Source organism: Nocardioides islandensis (assembly GCF_015352455.1).
Classification (GTDB): Bacteria; Actinomycetota; Actinomycetes; order Propionibacteriales; family Nocardioidaceae; genus Nocardioides; species Nocardioides islandensis.
Map to the genome: position 1 here is coordinate 15,667 of NZ_JADKPN010000011.1, position 18,758 is coordinate 34,424.

Below are 18,758 nucleotides of genomic sequence, written 5' to 3' on the forward strand. Positions count from 1 at the left end.
CCGCTGGTCGAGGAGGGCGCGCTAGCGCCCGTCACGAGACCCGGTGAGAGTCAGGCGGTCAGCCACGCGGCGGCGTACGGCGCCAGCGCGATGCCGTCGCGGTCGAACCGCGGGCGCTCGCCGGACAGGTGGTCGTGCAGGTCGCCGGCGGCCAGGCCGAGCCAGTGGAAGACGTCGCTGGGCACGCGTGCGGGACGGTCGGACACGTTCGCCGCGGCGAGCAGCGGACCGTGCGAGGACCGGCGGACGACGAGCAGGACGGCCGGGTCGCGCGGGTCCCAGATCTCGGTGGCATGGGCCGCGTGGAGGTGGGGGAGACCCCGGCGTACGTCGAGCAGGTGCGCCAGCCCGTCGCGGATGCCGTGGGTCTCGGTCGGGACGGGCCACGGCATGCGGGGCCGGTGGACCCAGCGGTTGTCGGTGGCGTGCGCCGGCTCGTCGGCCCAGCCCTTGTCGTTCAGCAGGCCGAGCTCGTCGCCCATCCAGAGGACCGGCAGCCCACCGAAGGACAGCACGATCGCGTGGGCGAGAAGGATCCGGTCGACGGCGCCGGGGTCCTCGCACTCGAGCCCGGCCAGCGACGCCAGCGACCCGCTGATGCGCCGGTCGCCGGTGGCGGGGTTCTCCTGGAAGACCAGGCCGCGCGCCCACGAGCCGGGGAACGCGCCGGCGTACCAGTCGCTCAAGAACCGCCGGTGCGCGAACCCGTCGACCCCGGCCCGCCACGCGTCCGTGTCGTCGATGGCCCAGCCGATGTCGTCGTGGCACCGCAGGTAGGTGATCCACGAGGTGGTGGCGGGCGGCTGCGGGAGGTTCTGGAGCGCGACGCTGGCCAGCCGGCTCTCCCCGGAGGCGAGCATCGACCAGACGTGCACCATGAGGCTGTTGTGGTAAGCGAGGTCGGACACCTTGCCGGTGTGCAGGCCGGTGCCCAGGTACGCCGGCAGGTCGGCCGGCCCCACGATCGCCTCGGCCTTGAAGAGGACGGCCGGCGCGGCGATCCGGGCCACGGTGCGCAGCGCCTGGGTGAGGTCGTGCACCTCCGGCTGGTTCTGGCAGTTGGTGCCCAGCCGCTTCCAGAGGAACGCGATGGCGTCGAGGCGGAACACCTCGACGCCGAGGTTCGCGTGGCCGAGCAGGATCTCGGCGAACTCGCACAGCACCGAGGGGTTCGCCCAGTTGAGGTCCCACTGGTAGTCGTTGAACGTCGTCCAGACCCAGCCGTCCAGCTCGGGGTCCCACGTGAAGTTGCCCGGGGCGAAGTCCGGGAAGACCTCGGGCAGCGACTGCTCGTACCGGTCCGGCTCGTGCCGGTCGGGGAACACCAGGTAGTAGCCGCGCTTCTCCGCGTCGCCGTTCCGCGCGGCCGCGGCCCACGCGTGCTCGCGAGCGGTGTGGTTGAGCACCAGGTCGATGCACAGGCTGATGCCGGCGTCCCGGAGCGTCGTCGCGAGCTCCCGCAGGTCGTCGGTGTCGCCGAGGTCGTCGCGGACGGTCGTGTAGTCGGCCACGGCGTACCCGCCGTCGTTCGGCGAGGACCGCGGCGTGAGCAGCGGCATCAGGTGCAGGTACGTGACGCCCAGGGCGCTCAGGTGGTCGACGTGCTGCCCGACCCCCTTGAGCGTCCCGCCGAACCGGTCGGCGTACGCCGCGTAGCCCAGCGCGTCGCTGCGCTGGAACCAGTCCGGCTCGGCCAGCCGTCGCTCGTCGAGCTCGCGCAGCACGTCAGGACGCGCGTCGTACGCCGCCCGTGCGATGCCCAGGAGCCGGTCCGCGACGGCCTCGGGGTCGTCGTACACCCGCTTCAGCGCTGCCATGAGGTCGGGCCGCCACCGGTCGACTCGCCCCTCGAACCCGGGGTCGAACACGGGGTCGCTGCGGCTCACGGGGGACAGTATGTCGGCACGCCGCCGTCCTGGGCCCGGCGTTCCTGCGCACCCCTCCGGTGCCGTCGGCAGGGAGGAGACCCGACGGGGTAGGTCTAGGGTCGGGGCATGGAGCCACCGAGGCGTCCGCTGCGGCTGGCCATCGTCGACGACTACGCCGTCGTCGTCGCGGGTGTCGCCTCGCTGCTCGCCGAGGAGCGCATCGAGGTGGTCGAGACCGAGGCGTCGCTCCCGGTCGTCACCGACGTCGACGTCGTCCTCTACGACACGTTCGCCCAGGTCAAGGGGGACGGCTTCGACCTCAAGGACTACGTCCGCGACAGCGACGCCAAGGTCGTGCTCTACAGCTGGAACCTCAACGCGGACCTGATCGAGCAGGCGATCCGGGCCGGAGCCTCGGGCTACCTGTCCAAGGTGCTCACCGGGCCGGCGATCGTCGACGCGCTCGAGCGGATCATGGCCGGCGAGACCGTCGTGCTGGTGGGCGACAACGAGACGAGCGTCGGAGGCGCGGGCGACTGGCCGGGTCGGGCCGCGGGGCTGTCCCCGCGCGAGGCCGAGGTCCTGGCGCTCATCACCCGCGGGCTGACCAACCAGGAGATCGCGGACCGGGCGTTCCTGAGCATCAACTCGATCAAGACCTACATCCGGTCGGCGTACCGCAAGATCGGCGTCGAGCGACGCGCGCAGGCGGTGCGCTGGGGCATGAACCACGGCTTCGAGGTCGACGAGGAGCGCAAGGTCGATCCCGCCCTGAGAGTGCGTCCGTCCTGGGACAGGCCCTAGCTCACCAGCCGCGCTCGCGCCACTCCGGGAGGTGCGGGCGCTCGGCGCCGAGGGTCGAGTCGTTGCCGTGGCCGGGGTAGAACCAGGTCTCGTCGGGCAGGGTGCCGAACACCTTGGCCTCGACGTCGTCGATCAGCAGGCGGAAGTTGTCGGCGTTGCCGCGGGTGTTGCCGACGCCGCCGGGGAACAGCGAGTCGCCGGTGAAGAGGTGCGGCCGGCCCGAGCCGTCGTCGTAGAGGAGGGCGATCGACCCGGGCGTGTGGCCGGTCAGCCGGATGACCCGGAGCGAGCACGACCCGACCGGGATGGTGTCACCGTCCTCGACGGAGGTGGTGACGGGTACGCCGGTCTGCTCGGTGATCGCGCCGGCGTCGGGAGCGCCGGCCACGACCTCGGCTCCGGTGGCCGCGACCACGTCGGCCAGGGCGCGGTGGTGGTCCCAGTGCTGGTGGGTGGTGACGACGTGGGTCAGCCCGCCGTCGCCGACCAGCGCGAGGAGGGTCTCCGGCTCGGCGGCCGCGTCGACCAGCACCTGGTCGCCGGTGGAGGCGCAGCGCAGCAGGTAGGCGTTGTTGGACATCTCGGCGTCGACGGCGACCTTGGTGATGACCAGGTCGCCGGCCTCGCGGGTGTCGGCCGGGCCGCCGGGCGCGACCTCTCCGGTGTACGTCATGTCACCAGGCTTTCACGCGGGGCAGGTCGCCGGTGCTGCACGTCAGCGAGTCCGCCGGCGGCCGGCCGGTGAGCCACCAGGCGAGGTCGCCCGCCGGTCCGCTGACGGTGGTCTCGTCCGGACTGCCGACCTCCCAGGTCCGCGCCAGGTCGGTGGCCAACACGCGGAAGCCCTCGTCGGAGGGCTCGCGCTTCACCATCGCGGTGATGAGGTGCGCGGCGAACGCGTCCGACCAGCCGGTCGGGTCGAACCCGGCCGCCAGGTCGACGTGGTGGATCTCCACCTCGCGCAGGCGCATGCCGGGGATCGCGGCGTACCGGATCACCCGGCCCCCCGGCGTACGTTCGAACGTCTCGCCCCACCACTCGTCGGGGAAGTGGTCCACGGCGTCGGTCACTAGCGTGGTGCCGGCGAGGAAGCGCTCCCGCAGCTCGGCCCGGTCGCCGGCGGCCAGCTCCTCGATGTCGGCGGACCGGGCGTCGTCGGAGGGGTACATGGTCGTCGGCTCGCCCGCCATCCGGCCCTGGAGCACGCCGGCCAGGCCCTCGGAGTTGAGCGCCAGGTGCGCGACCACGTGAGCGCGCGTCCAGTCCGGGAGCCCGCTCGGCTCGCCCAGCTCGTCGTCCCCGAGCCGGTCCACCGTCCTGACCAGGCGCTGGGTCGCCTCCGGGAGCAGCTCGAAGGCACCTTGGGGGTCGAGGTCGTCCATGGGCCCATCCTGCCCCCAAGGGGTGAACGATCGGAGGAGTGTCGGAGCCCCGTCATAGGGTGGCGCACGTGGCAGATCAGCTCATCATCCGAGGCGCTCGCGAGCACAACCTCAAGGACGTCTCCCTCGATCTCCCGCGTGACTCGCTGATCGTGTTCACCGGGCTCTCGGGGTCCGGGAAGTCCTCCCTGGCGTTCGACACCATCTTCGCCGAGGGTCAGCGCAGGTACGTCGAGTCGCTGTCGGCCTACGCCCGCCAGTTCCTCGGCCAGATGGACAAGCCCGACGTCGACTTCATCGAGGGCCTGTCGCCCGCGGTGTCGATCGACCAGAAGTCCACGTCGAAGAACCCTCGTTCCACCGTCGGCACGATCACCGAGGTCTACGACTACCTCCGCCTGCTCTACGCCCGCGCCGGCCGCGCCCACTGCCCGGTCTGCGGCTCGCCGATCGAGCGGCAGACACCGCAGCAGATCGTCGACCGCGTGATGGCGCTGGAGGAGGGCACCCGGTTCCAGGTGCTGGCCCCGGTCATCCGGGGTCGCAAGGGGGAGTACGTCGAGCTCTTCCGGCAGCTCCAGACGCAGGGCTTCTCGCGGGCGAGGGTCGACGGGGAGACCTACTCGCTGGACGAGCCGCCCACGCTCGACAAGCAGCGCAAGCACACCATCGAGGTGGTCGTCGACCGGCTGTCGGTCAAGGCGTCCTCCAAGCGGCGACTCACCGACTCCGTCGAGACGGCCCTCAACCTCGCTGCCGGCCTGGTCCTCTTCGACCTCGTCGACCTGCCGCCGAAGGACCCGGGCCGCTGGCTGCGGTTCTCGGAGAAGATGTCGTGCCCCAACGACCACCCGATCGACACCGACGAGCTCGAGCCGCGGTCGTTCTCCTTCAACTCTCCCTTCGGCGCGTGCCCGGAGTGCCACGGCCTGGGCACCCGCATGGAGGTCGACCCCGAGCTGGTCGTGCCCGACCCCGAGGCCACGCTCGGCGAGGGCGCCATCCAGCCGTGGAGCCAGGCCCACGTCGCCGACTACTTCCTCAAGCTGATGGACGCGCTCGGCAAGGAGCTCGGCTTCGACCTCAACACGCCGTGGGACGACATCTCGGCCAAGGGCCAGAAGTCGCTCCTGTTCGGCCACCCGACCAAGGTCCACGTGGTCTCCCGCAACCGCTACGGCCGGGAGCGGGCCTACTACGCCGAGTTCGAGGGCGTCCAGCGCTACATCGAGCGTCGCCACCGCGAGGCCGAGTCCGACGTGAGCCGGGAGCGGTTCGAGGGCTTCATGCGCGAGGTGCCCTGCCCGGTCTGCGAGGGCAGCCGCCTCAAGCCGGTCTCGATGGCCGTGACGCTGGGCGACAAGGACCGCGGCGGCCGCAACATCGCCGAGGTCTGCGCCCTGCCGATCAACGAGTGCGCGGAGTACCTCCGCACCGTCGACCTGAGCGCCCGCGAGCGGCAGATCGCCGAGCGGGTGCTCAAGGAGATCCTCGAGCGGCTCAACTTCCTGCTCGACGTCGGCCTCGACTACCTCTCCCTCGACCGGCCCTCCGGCTCGCTGTCCGGCGGCGAGGCGCAGCGCATCCGGCTGGCGACCCAGATCGGCGCCGGCCTGGTGGGGGTGCTCTACGTCCTCGACGAGCCGTCGATCGGCCTCCACCAGCGCGACAACCAGCGGCTGATCGAGACGCTGGTCAGGCTCAAGGACCTCGGCAACACCCTGATCGTGGTCGAGCACGACGAGGACACCATCCGCACCGCCGACTGGGTCGTGGACATCGGCCCGGGCGCCGGCGAGCACGGCGGCCAGGTCGTGCACTCCGGCTCGGTGAAAGGGCTGCTCGAGCACCCCGACTCGATGACCGGGCAGTACCTCTCCGGCCGCCGCGAGATCCCCGTCCCCGCCGTACGCCGTCCCCGCACGCCCGGCCGCGAGCTCACCGTCAAGGGCGCCAAGGCCCACAACCTGCGCGACATCGACGTGACGTTCCCGCTCGGGCTGTTCGTCTCGGTGACGGGCGTGTCCGGCTCCGGCAAGTCGACGCTGGTCAACGACATCCTCTACACGTCGCTGGCCAAGCGCATCTACAACGCCCGCGCGGTGCCGGGCCGGCACCAGACGATCACCGGCCTCGACCACGTCGACAAGGTGATCCACGTCGACCAGTCGCCCATCGGGCGCACCCCGCGGTCCAACCCGGCGACCTACACCGGGGTCTTCGACCACATCCGCAAGCTGTTCGCCTCGACGGCCGAGGCCAAGATGCGGGGCTACCAGCAGGGCCGGTTCTCCTTCAACGTCAAGGGCGGCCGCTGCGAGGCGTGCTCCGGCGACGGCACGATCAAGATCGAGATGAACTTCCTGCCGGACGTCTACGTCCCGTGCGAGGTCTGCCACGGGGCTCGCTACAACCGCGAGACGCTCGAGGTCCACTACAAGGGCAAGACCATCGCCGAGGTCCTCGACATGTCGATCGAGGAGGCTTCCGACTTCTTCGCGGCGGTCCCGGCGATCAGCCGGCACATGAAGACGCTGGTGGAGGTGGGCCTGGGCTACGTCCGGCTCGGTCAGCCGGCGACGACGCTGTCCGGGGGCGAGGCCCAGCGGGTCAAGCTGTCCTCGGAGCTGCAGAAGCGGTCGACCGGCCGCACGGTCTACGTCCTCGACGAGCCGACCACCGGCCTGCACTTCGAGGACATCCGCAAGCTGCTGCTGGTGCTCGGCCGGCTGGTCGACCAGGGCAACTCCGTGCTGGTCATCGAGCACAACCTCGACGTGATCAAGACCTCCGACTGGCTGATCGACATGGGTCCCGAGGGCGGGTCGCGTGGCGGCCTGGTCATCGCGGAGGGCACCCCGGAGGACGTCGCCGACAACCCCGACTCCTACACCGGCGCGTTCCTCAAGCCGCTGCTCGAGGGTCGGGAGGCGGCCCAGCCCAAACCGGCGCGCCGCACGCGTGCGTCGGCGACCAAGGCGCCGGCGGCCAAGAAGGCACCGGCGAAGAAGGCCGCCGCGAAGCGCCCGACGAAGAAGGCAGCCGCCAAGAAGTCCGCGTGAACGTCCGGGACCTGTGACTTCCCTGTGAGTTGGGTCCTAGGACCACCGGACAGTGGGTTCCGTGCCGGCGTCCCTCTACGGTTGCCAGTGCTCTTTCTCGCGCAACGACCTCCGACGATGGGAATCCCTCCACCATGTCCGCCCCCGCGCACCAGCCCTTCCTGGACCGACGCCGTGCCCTCGCCGGCGCGGCCACCGTCGGGATCGGCGTACCCCTGCTCGCCGCCTGCTCCGGCGGCGGCTCGACGGCCACGGACACCGGGGGCGGTGGCGGCTCCTCCAGCGGGCCGCTGACGGCCACGTCGGACATCGAGGTCGGCGGCGGGACGATCTTCCGCGACCAGCAGGTCGTGGTGACCCAGCCGGCCAAGGGGCAGTTCAAGTGCTTCACCGCCGTGTGCACCCACCAGGGCTGCATTGTCAGCTCGGTCTCCGGCGGGGACATCCGCTGCGGGTGCCACGGCAGCGCGTTCTCGATCGACGACGGCTCGGTCGTCAACGGCCCGGCCACCCAGCCGCTCGCCGAGCAGCAGATCACCGTCCAGGGCGGCGAGATCACCCTGGCGTGAGGCCTGCCGGTCGAGGAGGGACGAAGTCCCGTCACGAGACCCGGTGAGAGGCGGGCGGTCGTCTCGCCGGGTCTCGTGACGGTCGCTGCGCGACCTCCTCGACCAGCGGTGAGGCTGTCCCCACCCGACCGTAGGGTTGGAGGGTGGCCCGGCGACCCGTGAACGACTACCGCCCTGCGCCGGGGTCGATCCCGACGCAGCCGGGCGTGTACCGCTTCCGCGACGCCCGGGGGCGGGTGATCTACGTCGGCAAGGCGAAGAACCTGCGGGCCAGGCTGTCGTCGTACTTCCAGGACCCGATCAACCTCCACCAGCGCACCGCGGCCATGGTCGCCAGCGGCGCCAGCGTCGAGTGGACGGTCGTGAAGACCGAGGTCGAGGCGCTCCAGCTGGAGTACTCCTGGATCAAGGAGTTCGACCCGCGCTTCAACGTGAAGTACCGCGACGACAAGTCCTACCCGTGGCTCGCGGTGACGGTCGGCGAGGAGTTCCCGCGGGTGATGGTCGGCCGCGGGGCCAAGCGCAAGGGCACCAAGTACTTCGGCCCCTACAGCCACGCGTGGGCCATCCGCGAGACCGTCGACCAGCTGCTCCGCGTCTTCCCGATGCGCTCGTGCAGCAACGGCGTGTTCAAGCGGTCCGGGCAGATCGGCCGGCCGTGCCTGCTGGGGTACATCGAGAAGTGCTCGGCCCCGTGCGTCGGCAACATCAGCGCCGAGGACCACCGCGCGATCGTCGACGACTTCTGCGACTTCGTCGGCGGCAACACCAACGCGTTCGTCAAGCGCATCCGCACCGAGATGTACGCCGCGTCCGAGGCCCAGGAGTACGAACGGGCCGCCCGTCTCCGCGACGACCTCGGCGCGATGGAGAAGGCGCTGGAGAAGCAGGCCGTCGTCTTCGGCGACGGCACCTCCGCCGACGTGATCGCGCTCGCCGAGGACCCGCTCGAGGTCGCGGTGCAGATCTTCTACGTCCGCGGCGGCCGGATCCGCGGCCAGCGCGGCTGGGTGGCCGACCGCGTCGACGAGGGCGGTACCGCCGAGCTGGTCGAGGACTTCCTGCTCCAGCTGTACGGCGGGGCGGACGGCGACGACATCCCGCGCGAGATCCTGGTGCCCTGTCTCCCGCCGGACCCGGAGACCATCGAGGCGCTGCTCAGCGACCTGCGGGGGAGCCGGGTGCGCATCCGGGTGCCGCAGCGCGGCGACAAGCGCAGCCTCCAGGAGACCGTCGCCCGCAACGCCGGCCAGGCGCTGGTGATGCACAAGACGAAGCGGGCCTCCGACCTCACCGCCCGCAACCAGGCGCTGGAGGAGATCCAGCAGGCGCTCGGCCTCGACGAGGTGCCGCTGCGGATCGAGTGCTACGACATCTCCAACCTCCAGGGCACCGAGGTGGTCGCCTCGATGGTGGTCTTCGAGGACGGGCTGGCGCGCAAGTCGGAGTACCGCCGCTTCGTCATCAAGGGCGTCGACGGCCAGAACGACGTGGCGTCGATGCACGAGGTGATCACGCGGCGGTTCCGGCGGCTGCTCGACGAGCAGGCCCGGTCGACGGAGGTCGCGACCGAGAGCGGCCCGATGCTGGTCGACCCCGAGACGGGCCGCCCCCGGAAGTTCGCCTACGCCCCGGGTCTGGTCGTGGTCGACGGCGGCCCGCCGCAGGTGGCCGCCGCGCAGCGAGCGCTCGACGAGCTCGGGATCGACGACATCCCGGTGTGCGGGTTGGCCAAGCGACTCGAGGAGGTCTGGGTGCCCGGCCGGGAGGACCCGGTCATCCTGGCGCGGTCGAGCGAGGCGCTGTACCTCCTCCAGCGGGTCCGCGACGAGGCGCACCGGTTCGCGATCACCCACCACCGGTCGAGGCGGAGCAAGTCGATGGTCGAGAGCCTCCTCGACGACGTGCCCGGCCTGGGGGAGGTACGCCGCAAGACGCTGCTGAAGTACTTCGGCTCCCTGCGCAAGCTGCGGGCCGCCACGGTCCAGGAGATCGCCCAGGTGCCCGGCATCGGCGACCGCACGGCTATCGCCATCAAGGCGGCGGTGGACCAGCCGACACGCAAGACTGTCTCCGTGAACACCGCGACGGGCGAGATCGAGGAGGGCTGACCATGTCCTCCTCCGTGATCGAGTTCGAGGCCGGCGAGCTCGTCGTCGTCACCGGCATGACCGGCGCCGGTCGCAGCACCGCGGCCAAGGAGCTGGAGGACCTCGGCTTCTTCGTCGTCGACAACCTGCCCCCGGGCCTGCTCCGCGAGATCGTGCGGCTGGTCGACGAGAGCAGCGGCCCCGAGCAGCGCATCGCGGTCGTCGTCGACGTCCGGTCCGGCTCGTTCTTCGAGTCGCTCCACGCGAACCTCGCCCACGGCGCCACCGGCCGGCACACCACGCTGCTGTTCCTCGACGCCACCGACGACGTCCTCGTACGCCGCCAGGAGGCCGCGCGCCGTCCCCACCCGCTCCAGGGGAGCGGCCGGCTGCTCGACGGCCTCCAGCGGGAGCGGGCCGTGCTGGCCGACCTGCGCAGCGACGCGGACCTGGTCATCGACACCTCGAACCTCAACGTCCACCAGCTGACCTCACGGATCCGCGAGTCGTTCGGCGACCCGGACGCCACCCGCCTGCAGATCAACGTGATCAGCTTCGGCTTCAAGTACGGCATCCCCGCCGACGCCGACTTCGTGGCCGACATGCGCTTCCTGCCCAACCCGCACTGGCAGCCCAAGCTGCGCCCCAAGAGCGGCCTGGACCCCGACGTGGCCGACTACGTGAAGGGCCAGCCCGGCGCGATCCAGTTCCTCGCGGCGTACCTCCCGGTCCTCGAAGGGGTGGCGATGGGCTACCTCGCCGAGGGCAAGCGCTTCATGACGATCGCGATCGGGTGCACCGGCGGCAAGCACCGCAGCGTGGCGATGGCCCAGGAGATCACCCGGCGCCTGAGCGACGCCGGGTACGACGTCTCGACCGTCCACCGCGACCTCGGGCGGGAGTGAGGTGCCCCCAGCCGGTGCCGCGGTCGTCGCCCTGGGCGGCGGGCACGGCCTGCACGCCTCCCTCTCGGCGCTGCGGCGGGTCGTCGACGACCTGACGGCAGTCGTGACGGTGGCCGACGACGGCGGCTCGTCGGGGCGCCTGCGCGAGGAGTTCGGCGTGCTGCCGCCGGGCGACCTGCGGATGGCGCTGGCCGCGCTGTGCGGCGACGACGAGTGGGGCCAGACGTGGGCCGACGTGCTCCAGCACCGGTTCGCCGGCCACGGTGACATGCGCGGCCACGTCGTGGGCAACCTGCTGATCGTGTCGCTGTGGGAACAGCTCGGCGACCACGTGGCCGCCCTCGACTGGGTGGGCCGGCTGCTCGGGGCGTCGGGCCGGGTGCTGCCGATGGCGCTCACCCCACTGGTGATGACGGCGCAGATCCGCGGCGTCGACCCGGCGGCCCCGGACGAGGTGACGACCGTGCGCGGTCAGGTCGAGGTCGCGACCAGCGAGGGCACCATCCAGTCGGTGGCCCTCGACCCGCCCGACCCGGCCCCCTGCCCGGAGGCCGTGCTGGCCGTCCGCGCCGCCGACTGGGTCGTGCTCGGGCCGGGCTCCTGGTACACCTCCGTCATCCCGCACCTGCTCGTCCCCGACCTCTGCCGGGCCGTCGTCGACACCCGGGGCAAGGTCATCGTGGTCCTCAACCTGGCGCCGCAGGACGGCGAGACCCCCGGCTTCGCGCCCGCCGACCACCTGGCCGCGCTGCTCGAGCACGCGCCCGACCTGCGGGTGCACACCGTGCTGGCCGACGTGCGGAGCGTGCGCGACCCGGGTTCCCTGGAGACCGCGGTCAAGGAGGCCGGCGCCCGGCTGGTGCTGGCCGACATCGCGGCCAGCGACGGGTCGGCCCGCCACGACCCGGTCAAGCTCGCGGCGGCGTACGACGCGGTCATCTCCGACGACTGACCCCAGATCCCCTGCGCCGTTGGGGTGATTGACGCGCGTGGCAGGATTCGCGGCATGGCGATGACCGGACAGGTGAAGGCGGAGCTCGCCAACACCCAGATCACCAAGACCTGTTGTCGCAAGGCCGAGGTGGCCACGATGCTCCGGTTCGCCGGGGGCCTGCACATCGTCGCCGGGAAGATCGTGGTGGAGGCCGAGCTGGACACCGGCGCCGCGGCCCGGCGGCTGCGCAACGACATCGCCGAGGTCTACGGCCACCAGGCGGAGTTCGCGATGGTCCAGGGCAACGGGATCCGCAAGGGCTCGCGGTACCTCGTCCGCGTCGTCAAGGAGGGCGAGGCGCTGGCCCGCCAGACCGGCCTCCTCGACCAGCGCGGGCGCCCGGTCCGCGGCCTGCCGCCGGCCGTCGTCTCCGGCGGCGGCTGCGACGCGGTCGCCGCCTGGCGCGGGGCCTTCCTCGCCCACGGCTCGCTCACCGAGCCCGGCCGCTCGTCCTCGCTCGAGGTCACCTGCCCCGGCCCCGAGGCCGCTCTGGCCCTCGTCGGCGTGGCCCGCCGGCTCGGCATCCAGGCCAAGGCGCGCGAGGTACGCGGCGTCGACCGCGTCGTCATCCGCGACGGCGACGCCATCGGCGAGCTGCTCACCCGCCTCGGCGCACACGAGTCGCTGATGGCCTGGGAGGAGCGGCGGATGCGCCGCGAGGTGCGCGCGACCGCCAACCGGCTGGCCAACTTCGACGACGCCAACCTGCGGCGCTCCGCCCGTGCCGCGGTGGCCGCCGGGGCACGCGTCGAGCGGGCCCTGGAGATCCTGGCCGACGACGTACCTGACCACCTGCGGCTCGCCGGCGACCTGCGGCTCAAGCACAAGCAGGCCTCGCTCGAGGAGCTCGGCCAGCTGCACGACCCGGTGCTCACCAAGGACGCCATCGCCGGGCGGATCCGGCGGCTGCTGGCCATGGCCGACAAGCGCGCCGAGGAGCTCGGCATCCCGGACACCGAGTCCTCGCTGACGCCCGAGATGCTGGCCGACGAGGCCTGAGCACCCGATTCCCGCAAGTTACCCGGACGTACGGCGGACGGCCGGGCGTCCCCGGGTGGCGTCCCGCTAGGCTCGAACGGCGGGTGACTGAACACCCGTGACCTTCAGTCCGGCGGGTGACCGAACGCCCGCGACACCGACCCAAGGAGCAACCAGTGACAGTTCGCGTAGGCATCAACGGCTTCGGCCGGATCGGCCGCAACTTCTTCCGCGCCGTGCGTGCGTCCGGCGCCGACATCGAGATCGTCGGGGTCAACGACCTCACCGACAACAAGACGCTCGCCCACCTGCTGAAGTACGACTCGATCCTCGGCCGCCTCGACGCCGACGTCTCGTCGACCGACACCACGATCAACGTCGGTGACCAGGAGATCGCGGCGTACGCCGAGCGCGACCCCAGCCAGCTCAAGTGGGGCGACCTCGGGGTCGACGTGGTCGTCGAGTCCACCGGCTTCTTCACCGACGGCACCAAAGCGAAGGCCCACGTGGACGCCGGCGCCAAGAAGGTCATCATCTCCGCGCCCGCCTCCAACGAGGACATCACGATCGTGATGGGCGTCAACCACGAGCTGTACGACCCGGAGAAGCACACGGTCATCTCCAACGCGTCGTGCACGACGAACTGCCTGGCCCCGATGGCCAAGGCCCTCAACGACGAGTTCGGCATCGTCAAGGGCCTGATGACCACCATCCACGCCTACACCGCCGACCAGAACCTCCAGGACAACATCCACAAGGACCTGCGTCGCGCCCGCGCCGCGGCGCTCAACATCGTGCCGACCTCGACCGGCGCCGCGAAGGCGATCGGCCTGGTGCTGCCCGAGCTCAAGGGCAAGCTCGACGGGTTCGCCCTGCGGGTGCCCGTGCCCACCGGCTCCGCCACCGACCTCACCTTCGAGGCCGGCCGTGAGACCAGTGTCGAGGAGGTCAACGCCGCGGTCGAGAAGGTCGCCGACGGTCGTTTCCTCAAGTACTCCGTCGACCCGATCGTGTCCTCGGACATCGTCACCGACCCGGCGTCGTGCATCTTCGACTCCCCGCTGACCAAGGTCATCGGCAACCAGGTGAAGGTCATCGGCTGGTACGACAACGAGTGGGGCTACTCCAACCGGCTCGCCGACCTGATCACCCACGTCGGATCGTCGCTCTGACGCATGTCCGGCATCGACGACCTGGGTGACGTGCGTGGCCAGCGGGTCCTGGTCCGCTCGGACCTGAACGTGCCCCTCGACGGGGACACCATCACCGACGAGGGGCGCATCAAGGCCAGCGTGCCGACGATCAAGGCCCTGACCGACAAGGGCGCGCGCGTCGTCGTGGTCGCCCACCTCGGCCGGCCCAAGGGTGAGCCCGACCCGAAGTACTCCCTGCGCCCGGTGGCCGAGCGGCTCGGCGAGCTGCTCGGTCAGGACGTCGCCTTCGCCACGGACACGGTGGGGGAGAGCGCCCAGGAGACCGTGGCCGCGCTCGAGGACGGCCAGGTCGCCGTCCTCGAGAACGTCCGCTTCAACGGCGGCGAGACCAGCAAGGACGACGAGGTGCGTTCGGCGTTCGCCGGGCAGCTGGCCCAGCTGGCCGACGCGTTCGTCTCCGACGGGTTCGGCGTCGTGCACCGCAAGCAGGCCAGCGTGTACGACGTCGCCCTGCGCCTGCCGCACGCGATGGGTGGCCTGGTGGCCGCCGAGATCGACGTGCTGCGCCGGCTGACGGTCGACCCCGCCCGGCCGTACGTCGTGGTGCTCGGCGGCTCGAAGGTGTCCGACAAGCTCGGCGTCATCGACAACCTGCTGGGCAAGGCCGACAAGCTGCTCATCGGCGGCGGCATGGTGTTCACGTTCCTCAAGGCGCAGGGCCACGAGGTCGGCAAGAGCCTCCTGGAGGAGGACCAGCTCGACACCTGCCGGTCCTACCTGGAGCGCGCCGAGGAGTCGGGCGTCGAGATCCTGCTGCCGACCGACGTGGTCGTCGACACCGAGTTCCCGTCCGGGGACCGCGAGCCGCACCCCCGCGTCGTGCCCGCCGACCAGATCCCGGCCGACAGCCTCGGCCTGGACATCGGGCCGGAGTCCGGGAAGGCCTTCGCCGCGGCCCTGTCCGACGCGCAGACCGTGTTCTGGAACGGTCCGATGGGCGTCTTCGAGACCCCGGCCTTCGCCGAGGGCACCCGTGCCGTCGCCCAGGCCCTCACCGAGGTGCCCGGCCTGTCCGTGGTCGGTGGCGGGGACTCCGCCGCGGCCGTCCGCCAGCTCGGCTTCGACGAGTCCGCCTTCGGTCACATCTCGACCGGCGGTGGCGCCAGCCTGGAGTTCCTGGAGGGCAAGGAGCTCCCGGGGATCGCCGTACTCGAAAGGTAGACCGCATGCCCCGCACGCCCCTGATGGCCGGCAACTGGAAGAGCAACCTCAACCACCAGGAGGCCGTGGTCCTGGTGCAGAAGCTCGCCTGGACGCTCAACGACAAGAAGCACGACTACGCGAAGGCCGAGGTGGTCGTCCTCCCGCCGTTCACCGACATCCGGTCGGTGCAGACGCTCGTGGACGGCGACCAGCTGTCGATCGGGTACGGCGCGCAGGACGTGTCCGCGCACGACGGCGGCGCCTACACCGGCGAGATCTCCGCCTCGATGCTGGCCAAGCTGGGCTGCAGCTACGTGGTGGTCGGGCACAGCGAACGGCGCGAGTACCACCAGGAGTCCGACGAGCTGGTCAACGCCAAGGCGAAGGCCGCGCTGGCCGGCGGCATGACGCCGATCGTCTGCGTCGGCGAGCCGCTGCCGATCCGGCAGGCCGGGGACCAGGTGTCCTACACGCTGGCCCAGCTGGACGGCTCGTTGGCCGGGTTCAGCGCCGAGCAGGTCGGCGGGCTGGTCGTCGCCTACGAGCCCGTGTGGGCGATCGGCACCGGCGAGGTGGCCACCCCCGACGACGCGCAGGAGGTCTGCGCGGCGATCCGCGCGCGCATCCGCGAGGTGCACGGCGACGCGGCCGCGGACGCCGTACGCGTCCTGTACGGCGGCTCGGTCAAGGCCGCCAACGTCGCGGGGATCATGGAGAAGGCCGACGTCGACGGGTGCCTGGTGGGCGGAGCCAGCCTCCAGGCCGACGAGTTCGGCGGGATCTGCCGCTTCTACGACATGCCGGTCCTCTGACCCCTGCCTCGCGTCACCTCGTTGACGGTGGAGGTCCGCGGTCTGGACCGGTGGTGCGGTTGCGGGCCGTGACCCACCTGTGACGTAGGCTTTCTGCTTGTGACGATCGTCTTCACCATCCTGCTCGTGCTCACCAGCATCTTCATGATCGGCCTGATCCTGCTGCACAAAGGTCGCGGCGGAGGTCTCTCCGACATGTTCGGTGGCGGTGTCTCGAGCTCTCTCGGCGGATCCTCGGTGGCGGAGAAGAACCTCGACCGGATCACCATCGGCATCGGCGTGATCTGGTTCGCCTGCATCGTCGCGCTCGGGCTGATCCTGGCGTACCAGAACTGACGGCCGGACTGACGCAACACCTGTACGAACTCAGGCCTGCGGGGGCCGAGGGCCACACCGAGAGCGTCAACTGAACAAGCAAAGGGGTCACCAACAGTGGCTGGTGGTGGAAACGCAATCCGTGGGTCCCGAGTCGGGGCGGGTCCCATGGGTGAAGCCGAGCGGGGCGAAGCCGCGCCTCGGCAGGCCGTCACTTACTTCTGCTCGCACGGGCACCGGTCCGTGGTCACCTTCGCCATCGAGGCGCAGGTACCCGACTCGTGGGACTGCCCCAAGTGCGGCCTCCCTGCGTCCCTCGACTCCGACAACCCGCCCCCGGCACCTCGGATCGAGCCCTACAAGACGCACCTCGCCTACGTGAAGGAGCGCCGCTCCGACGCCGAGGCCAAGGACATCCTCGAAGAGGCCCTCTCCCTGCTGCGCTCGCGCCGCAAGTCCGGGGACATCGTCTTCTGAGCTCCTGGCGCTCGGGTCACGCGTGGCCGACGGGGTGTCCGCGGCGACGACGGTCGTCCGCATGCCGGCCGCCGTGAGGGGTCGGCTCCTGAGTCCGGCGCGCGACGTACCGCATCACCAGCACGACCGCGGCTGTGGTCAGCAGGCTGGACAGCAGCACCTCATCGCGTGACAGTCCGTCGACGTTGGGCTGGAGATCCTCCTCGGTGGCCCAGCCGAACACACCTTCACTGGTGAGCATCCCGACGCCGAAGCACGCCACGGTGGTGATCGCCACCGCCCACAGCCGTCGGGCCCAGCCGGCTCCGACGAGCAGCCCGGCGAGCACGCCGAAGCCGACCGAGATCAGTGCGAGTACCGCCAATCCCTGAAGTCCCAGGTCCCACTGCATGGCAGTGCCTCCCTTCTGGGCTCTCGTTCCATCGTCGGCCGGGGAGTGCCGCCCCACCAGGGTCGGTGTGCCTGTCCTGGTGGGTCGAGGGGCCTGCCTAGAGCGCCGACGCCGAGGCCCGGTCGAGGAACCAGATGGTCTCGGCCTCGCCGCTGACGCCGACGGCGGGGATGTCGTGCTTGTCCGTGCCCTCGGCGAGGGCCCGGGCGACCGCGTCGGCCTTCTCCTCCCCGCTGACGAGGAACCAGACCGCGCGACAGTGGTCCATGGCCTCGTAGGTCAGGGTGACCCGCTCCGGCGGCGGTTTGGGGGAGTCGGTGACGCCGACGGCGATGGCGTCGGTGGCGTCGAGCTGTGACGAGCCCGGGAACAGCGAGGCGACATGGCCGTCCGGGCCGACGCCGAGCATCAGGACCTCGAAGAACCCGGCCCCCTCGGCACGCAGGAGGGCGGAGTACGCCGCGGCGGCCTCGTCCACCGAACCCGCGTCGTCGCTCGACGCGATCGCGTGCACCTTGGCCGGGTCGAACGCCAGCCGGCCGTCGAACGCCGCCATGGCCTGGCCCACGTTGCGGTCGGGGGAGTCGGCAGCCACGAACCGCTCGTCGCCCCACCAGAGGACGACCCGGCCCCAGTCGACCTCGGACGACGGGCCCATCCGGCCGAGCTCACGGTGGACGTGCTCGGCGATGCTGCCGCCGGTGAGCCCGATCTGCGGCTCCTCGCCACGCGCCTGCGCGTCCTCGAGCCGCGCGATCAGCTCGCCGGCCACCGACGTGGCCAGGTCGGCGGCGTCCACGTGCACCTCGACGCGCGGGGCCGGCCGCTCCGTGGAGCCGGTCACGAGAGACTCTTCTTGGCGAACGCCTTGGCCACGTCGGCGTACACGTTGTCCTCGTCGAGCCGCCGCAGCTCCTCGGCCAGCAGCGCCGGGATCTCCAAGCGCTTCAGCGCGATCGGCCGGTCCGGGCGCTCGGGAGAGGAGATGGTGGCCAGCTTGCCGTCGAGCCGGGTGATCCGGATCGGGCCCTTCTTGGTCTCCAGCACGATCTCGGTGATGCCCGGACCCTTCGAGCTCTTCCGCTCGACCCGTACCTTGAGCCGCTCCCGCAGCCACACGGCCATCAGGTCCGCCGACGGGCTGATCCGCTCGGCGGTGACGACGGCCGAGGTGACGGGCAGCTCGTACTGGTCCAGGGCCGAGGCCAGCAGCGCCCGCCAGGGCGTGAGCCGCGTCCAGGCGAGGTCGGTGTTGCCGGGGGAGTATGCCGCGCACAGCGTGTGCATCGCCTTCTGCTTGCCACGCGTGACAGCGGCGGCGTCGGTGATGCGGCGCTGGGCCAGCGCCCCGAGCGGGTCGTGTGCGGGGTCCATCGGGGCGTTGCCGGCCCACCAGACGGCCACAGGGGAGTCGGGCAGGAGCAGCGGGAGGACCACCGAGTCGGGGTGCTTCACCACCTCGCCGCGCAACCAGATCATGGCGGTCTCGCCGGTCCAGCCCTGGCCGATGCCGACCTGCGCGTGCACCTGGGGAGCGCCGCGGCCGTCGCCGAGGATCACGCCCAGCACGCGGGCCGGATGCTCCTTCGACGCGGCACGAGCGCACGCCATCGCCTCCTCGGCCTCCTCGTCCTCGACGACCACGATGAGGGTGAGCACCATGCCCATCGCCGGGCTCCCGGCGCGGATCCGGTCCCGGACGAAGGCCGCGGCGATCTCGGAGGAGTTGGTGTCGGTCAGCTCGATCATTTCTC

The 18,758-nt window shown here is 71.3% G+C and carries 18 protein-coding genes; 12 read left to right on the forward strand and 6 right to left on the reverse strand.

Going from position 1 to position 18,758, the window contains the following annotated elements; translation table 11 throughout:
* Nucleotides 1–50: 50 nt before the first annotated feature.
* Nucleotides 51–1,886 (reverse strand): amylosucrase, encoded by a 1,836-nt coding sequence (locus tag ISU07_RS16640; protein ID WP_323742661.1) that lies wholly within the window; start codon nt 1,884–1,886, stop codon nt 51–53.
* A gap of 108 nt (nt 1,887–1,994) precedes the next feature.
* Here ISU07_RS16640 and ISU07_RS16645 point away from each other — a divergent pair, with 108 nt between their 5' ends.
* Nucleotides 1,995–2,672 carry a response regulator transcription factor gene (locus ISU07_RS16645; protein WP_194707952.1) on the forward strand — a complete coding sequence of 226 codons (678 nt, stop codon included), beginning with the start codon at nt 1,995–1,997 and terminating at the stop codon, nt 2,670–2,672.
* A gap of 1 nt (nt 2,673) precedes the next feature.
* On the opposite strand, the gene ISU07_RS16650 is transcribed toward ISU07_RS16645, so the two are convergent.
* Both ISU07_RS16650 and ISU07_RS16655 read right to left on the reverse strand, forming a co-directional pair.
* Nucleotides 2,674–3,345: an MBL fold metallo-hydrolase gene (locus ISU07_RS16650; RefSeq protein WP_194707953.1), complete on the reverse strand. Its 672-nt coding sequence runs from the start codon at nt 3,343–3,345 to the stop codon at nt 2,674–2,676.
* Nucleotide 3,346: 1 nt separating this feature from the next.
* Nucleotides 3,347–4,054 (reverse strand): maleylpyruvate isomerase family mycothiol-dependent enzyme, encoded by a 708-nt coding sequence (locus ISU07_RS16655; RefSeq protein ID WP_194707954.1) that lies wholly within the window; start codon nt 4,052–4,054, stop codon nt 3,347–3,349.
* 68 nt (nt 4,055–4,122) lie between these two features.
* Here ISU07_RS16655 and uvrA point away from each other — a divergent pair, with 68 nt between their 5' ends.
* The 11 genes from uvrA (at nt 4,123) to ISU07_RS16710 (ending at nt 16,613) form a co-directional block, all read left to right on the forward strand.
* Nucleotides 4,123–7,116, forward strand: a complete 2,994-nt coding sequence (gene uvrA, locus ISU07_RS16660; protein ID WP_194707955.1) for an excinuclease ABC subunit UvrA — start codon at nt 4,123–4,125, stop codon at nt 7,114–7,116.
* Between the two features lie 134 nt (nt 7,117–7,250).
* Entirely contained in the window at nt 7,251–7,685 is a 435-nt protein-coding gene (locus ISU07_RS16665) for a Rieske (2Fe-2S) protein (RefSeq protein ID WP_194707956.1), read from the forward strand.
* A gap of 143 nt (nt 7,686–7,828) precedes the next feature.
* The gene (uvrC, locus tag ISU07_RS16670; protein ID WP_323742662.1) at nt 7,829–9,796 is read left to right on the forward strand and encodes an excinuclease ABC subunit UvrC; all 1,968 of its coding nucleotides are present in this window, start codon (nt 7,829–7,831) and stop codon (nt 9,794–9,796) included.
* 2 nt (nt 9,797–9,798) lie between these two features.
* A complete protein-coding gene (gene rapZ / locus ISU07_RS16675; RefSeq protein ID WP_194707957.1) occupies nt 9,799–10,680 on the forward strand; it encodes an RNase adapter RapZ in 882 nt (293 codons plus the stop codon).
* A 1-nt stretch (nt 10,681) separates the two neighbouring features.
* Entirely contained in the window at nt 10,682–11,632 is a 951-nt protein-coding gene (locus ISU07_RS16680) for a gluconeogenesis factor YvcK family protein (protein WP_194707958.1), read from the forward strand.
* Between the two features lie 54 nt (nt 11,633–11,686).
* Complete coding sequence (gene whiA / locus ISU07_RS16685; protein ID WP_194707959.1) at nt 11,687–12,673, forward strand: DNA-binding protein WhiA; 987 nt, start codon at nt 11,687–11,689, stop codon at nt 12,671–12,673.
* A gap of 155 nt (nt 12,674–12,828) precedes the next feature.
* The gene (gap, locus tag ISU07_RS16690; protein ID WP_194707960.1) at nt 12,829–13,824 is read left to right on the forward strand and encodes a type I glyceraldehyde-3-phosphate dehydrogenase; all 996 of its coding nucleotides are present in this window, start codon (nt 12,829–12,831) and stop codon (nt 13,822–13,824) included.
* 3 nt (nt 13,825–13,827) lie between these two features.
* Nucleotides 13,828–15,027 (forward strand): phosphoglycerate kinase, encoded by a 1,200-nt coding sequence (locus tag ISU07_RS16695; protein WP_194707961.1) that lies wholly within the window; start codon nt 13,828–13,830, stop codon nt 15,025–15,027.
* A 5-nt stretch (nt 15,028–15,032) separates the two neighbouring features.
* Nucleotides 15,033–15,821 (forward strand): triose-phosphate isomerase, encoded by a 789-nt coding sequence (gene tpiA, locus ISU07_RS16700; RefSeq protein ID WP_194707962.1) that lies wholly within the window; start codon nt 15,033–15,035, stop codon nt 15,819–15,821.
* Between the two features lie 99 nt (nt 15,822–15,920).
* Nucleotides 15,921–16,157: a preprotein translocase subunit SecG gene (gene secG, locus ISU07_RS16705; RefSeq protein ID WP_194707963.1), complete on the forward strand. Its 237-nt coding sequence runs from the start codon at nt 15,921–15,923 to the stop codon at nt 16,155–16,157.
* Between the two features lie 96 nt (nt 16,158–16,253).
* Nucleotides 16,254–16,613: an RNA polymerase-binding protein RbpA gene (locus ISU07_RS16710; protein ID WP_194707964.1), complete on the forward strand. Its 360-nt coding sequence runs from the start codon at nt 16,254–16,256 to the stop codon at nt 16,611–16,613.
* A gap of 16 nt (nt 16,614–16,629) precedes the next feature.
* Here ISU07_RS16710 and ISU07_RS16715 read toward each other — a convergent pair whose 3' ends face one another.
* The 3 genes from ISU07_RS16715 to ISU07_RS16725 all read right to left on the reverse strand — a co-directional run bounded on the left by ISU07_RS16715 (nt 16,630) and on the right by ISU07_RS16725 (nt 18,753).
* Nucleotides 16,630–17,004, reverse strand: a complete 375-nt coding sequence (locus ISU07_RS16715; protein ID WP_194707965.1) for a hypothetical protein — start codon at nt 17,002–17,004, stop codon at nt 16,630–16,632.
* Between the two features lie 97 nt (nt 17,005–17,101).
* On the reverse strand, nt 17,102–17,848 hold the full coding sequence (gene pgl, locus ISU07_RS16720) for a 6-phosphogluconolactonase (RefSeq protein ID WP_194707966.1): 747 nt from the start codon (nt 17,846–17,848) through the stop codon (nt 17,102–17,104).
* Nucleotides 17,845–18,753 carry a glucose-6-phosphate dehydrogenase assembly protein OpcA gene (locus ISU07_RS16725; protein WP_194707967.1) on the reverse strand — a complete coding sequence of 303 codons (909 nt, stop codon included), beginning with the start codon at nt 18,751–18,753 and terminating at the stop codon, nt 17,845–17,847. Before ISU07_RS16725 ends, pgl begins: the two co-directional genes overlap by 4 nt.
* Nucleotides 18,754–18,758: the final 5 nt, after the last annotated feature.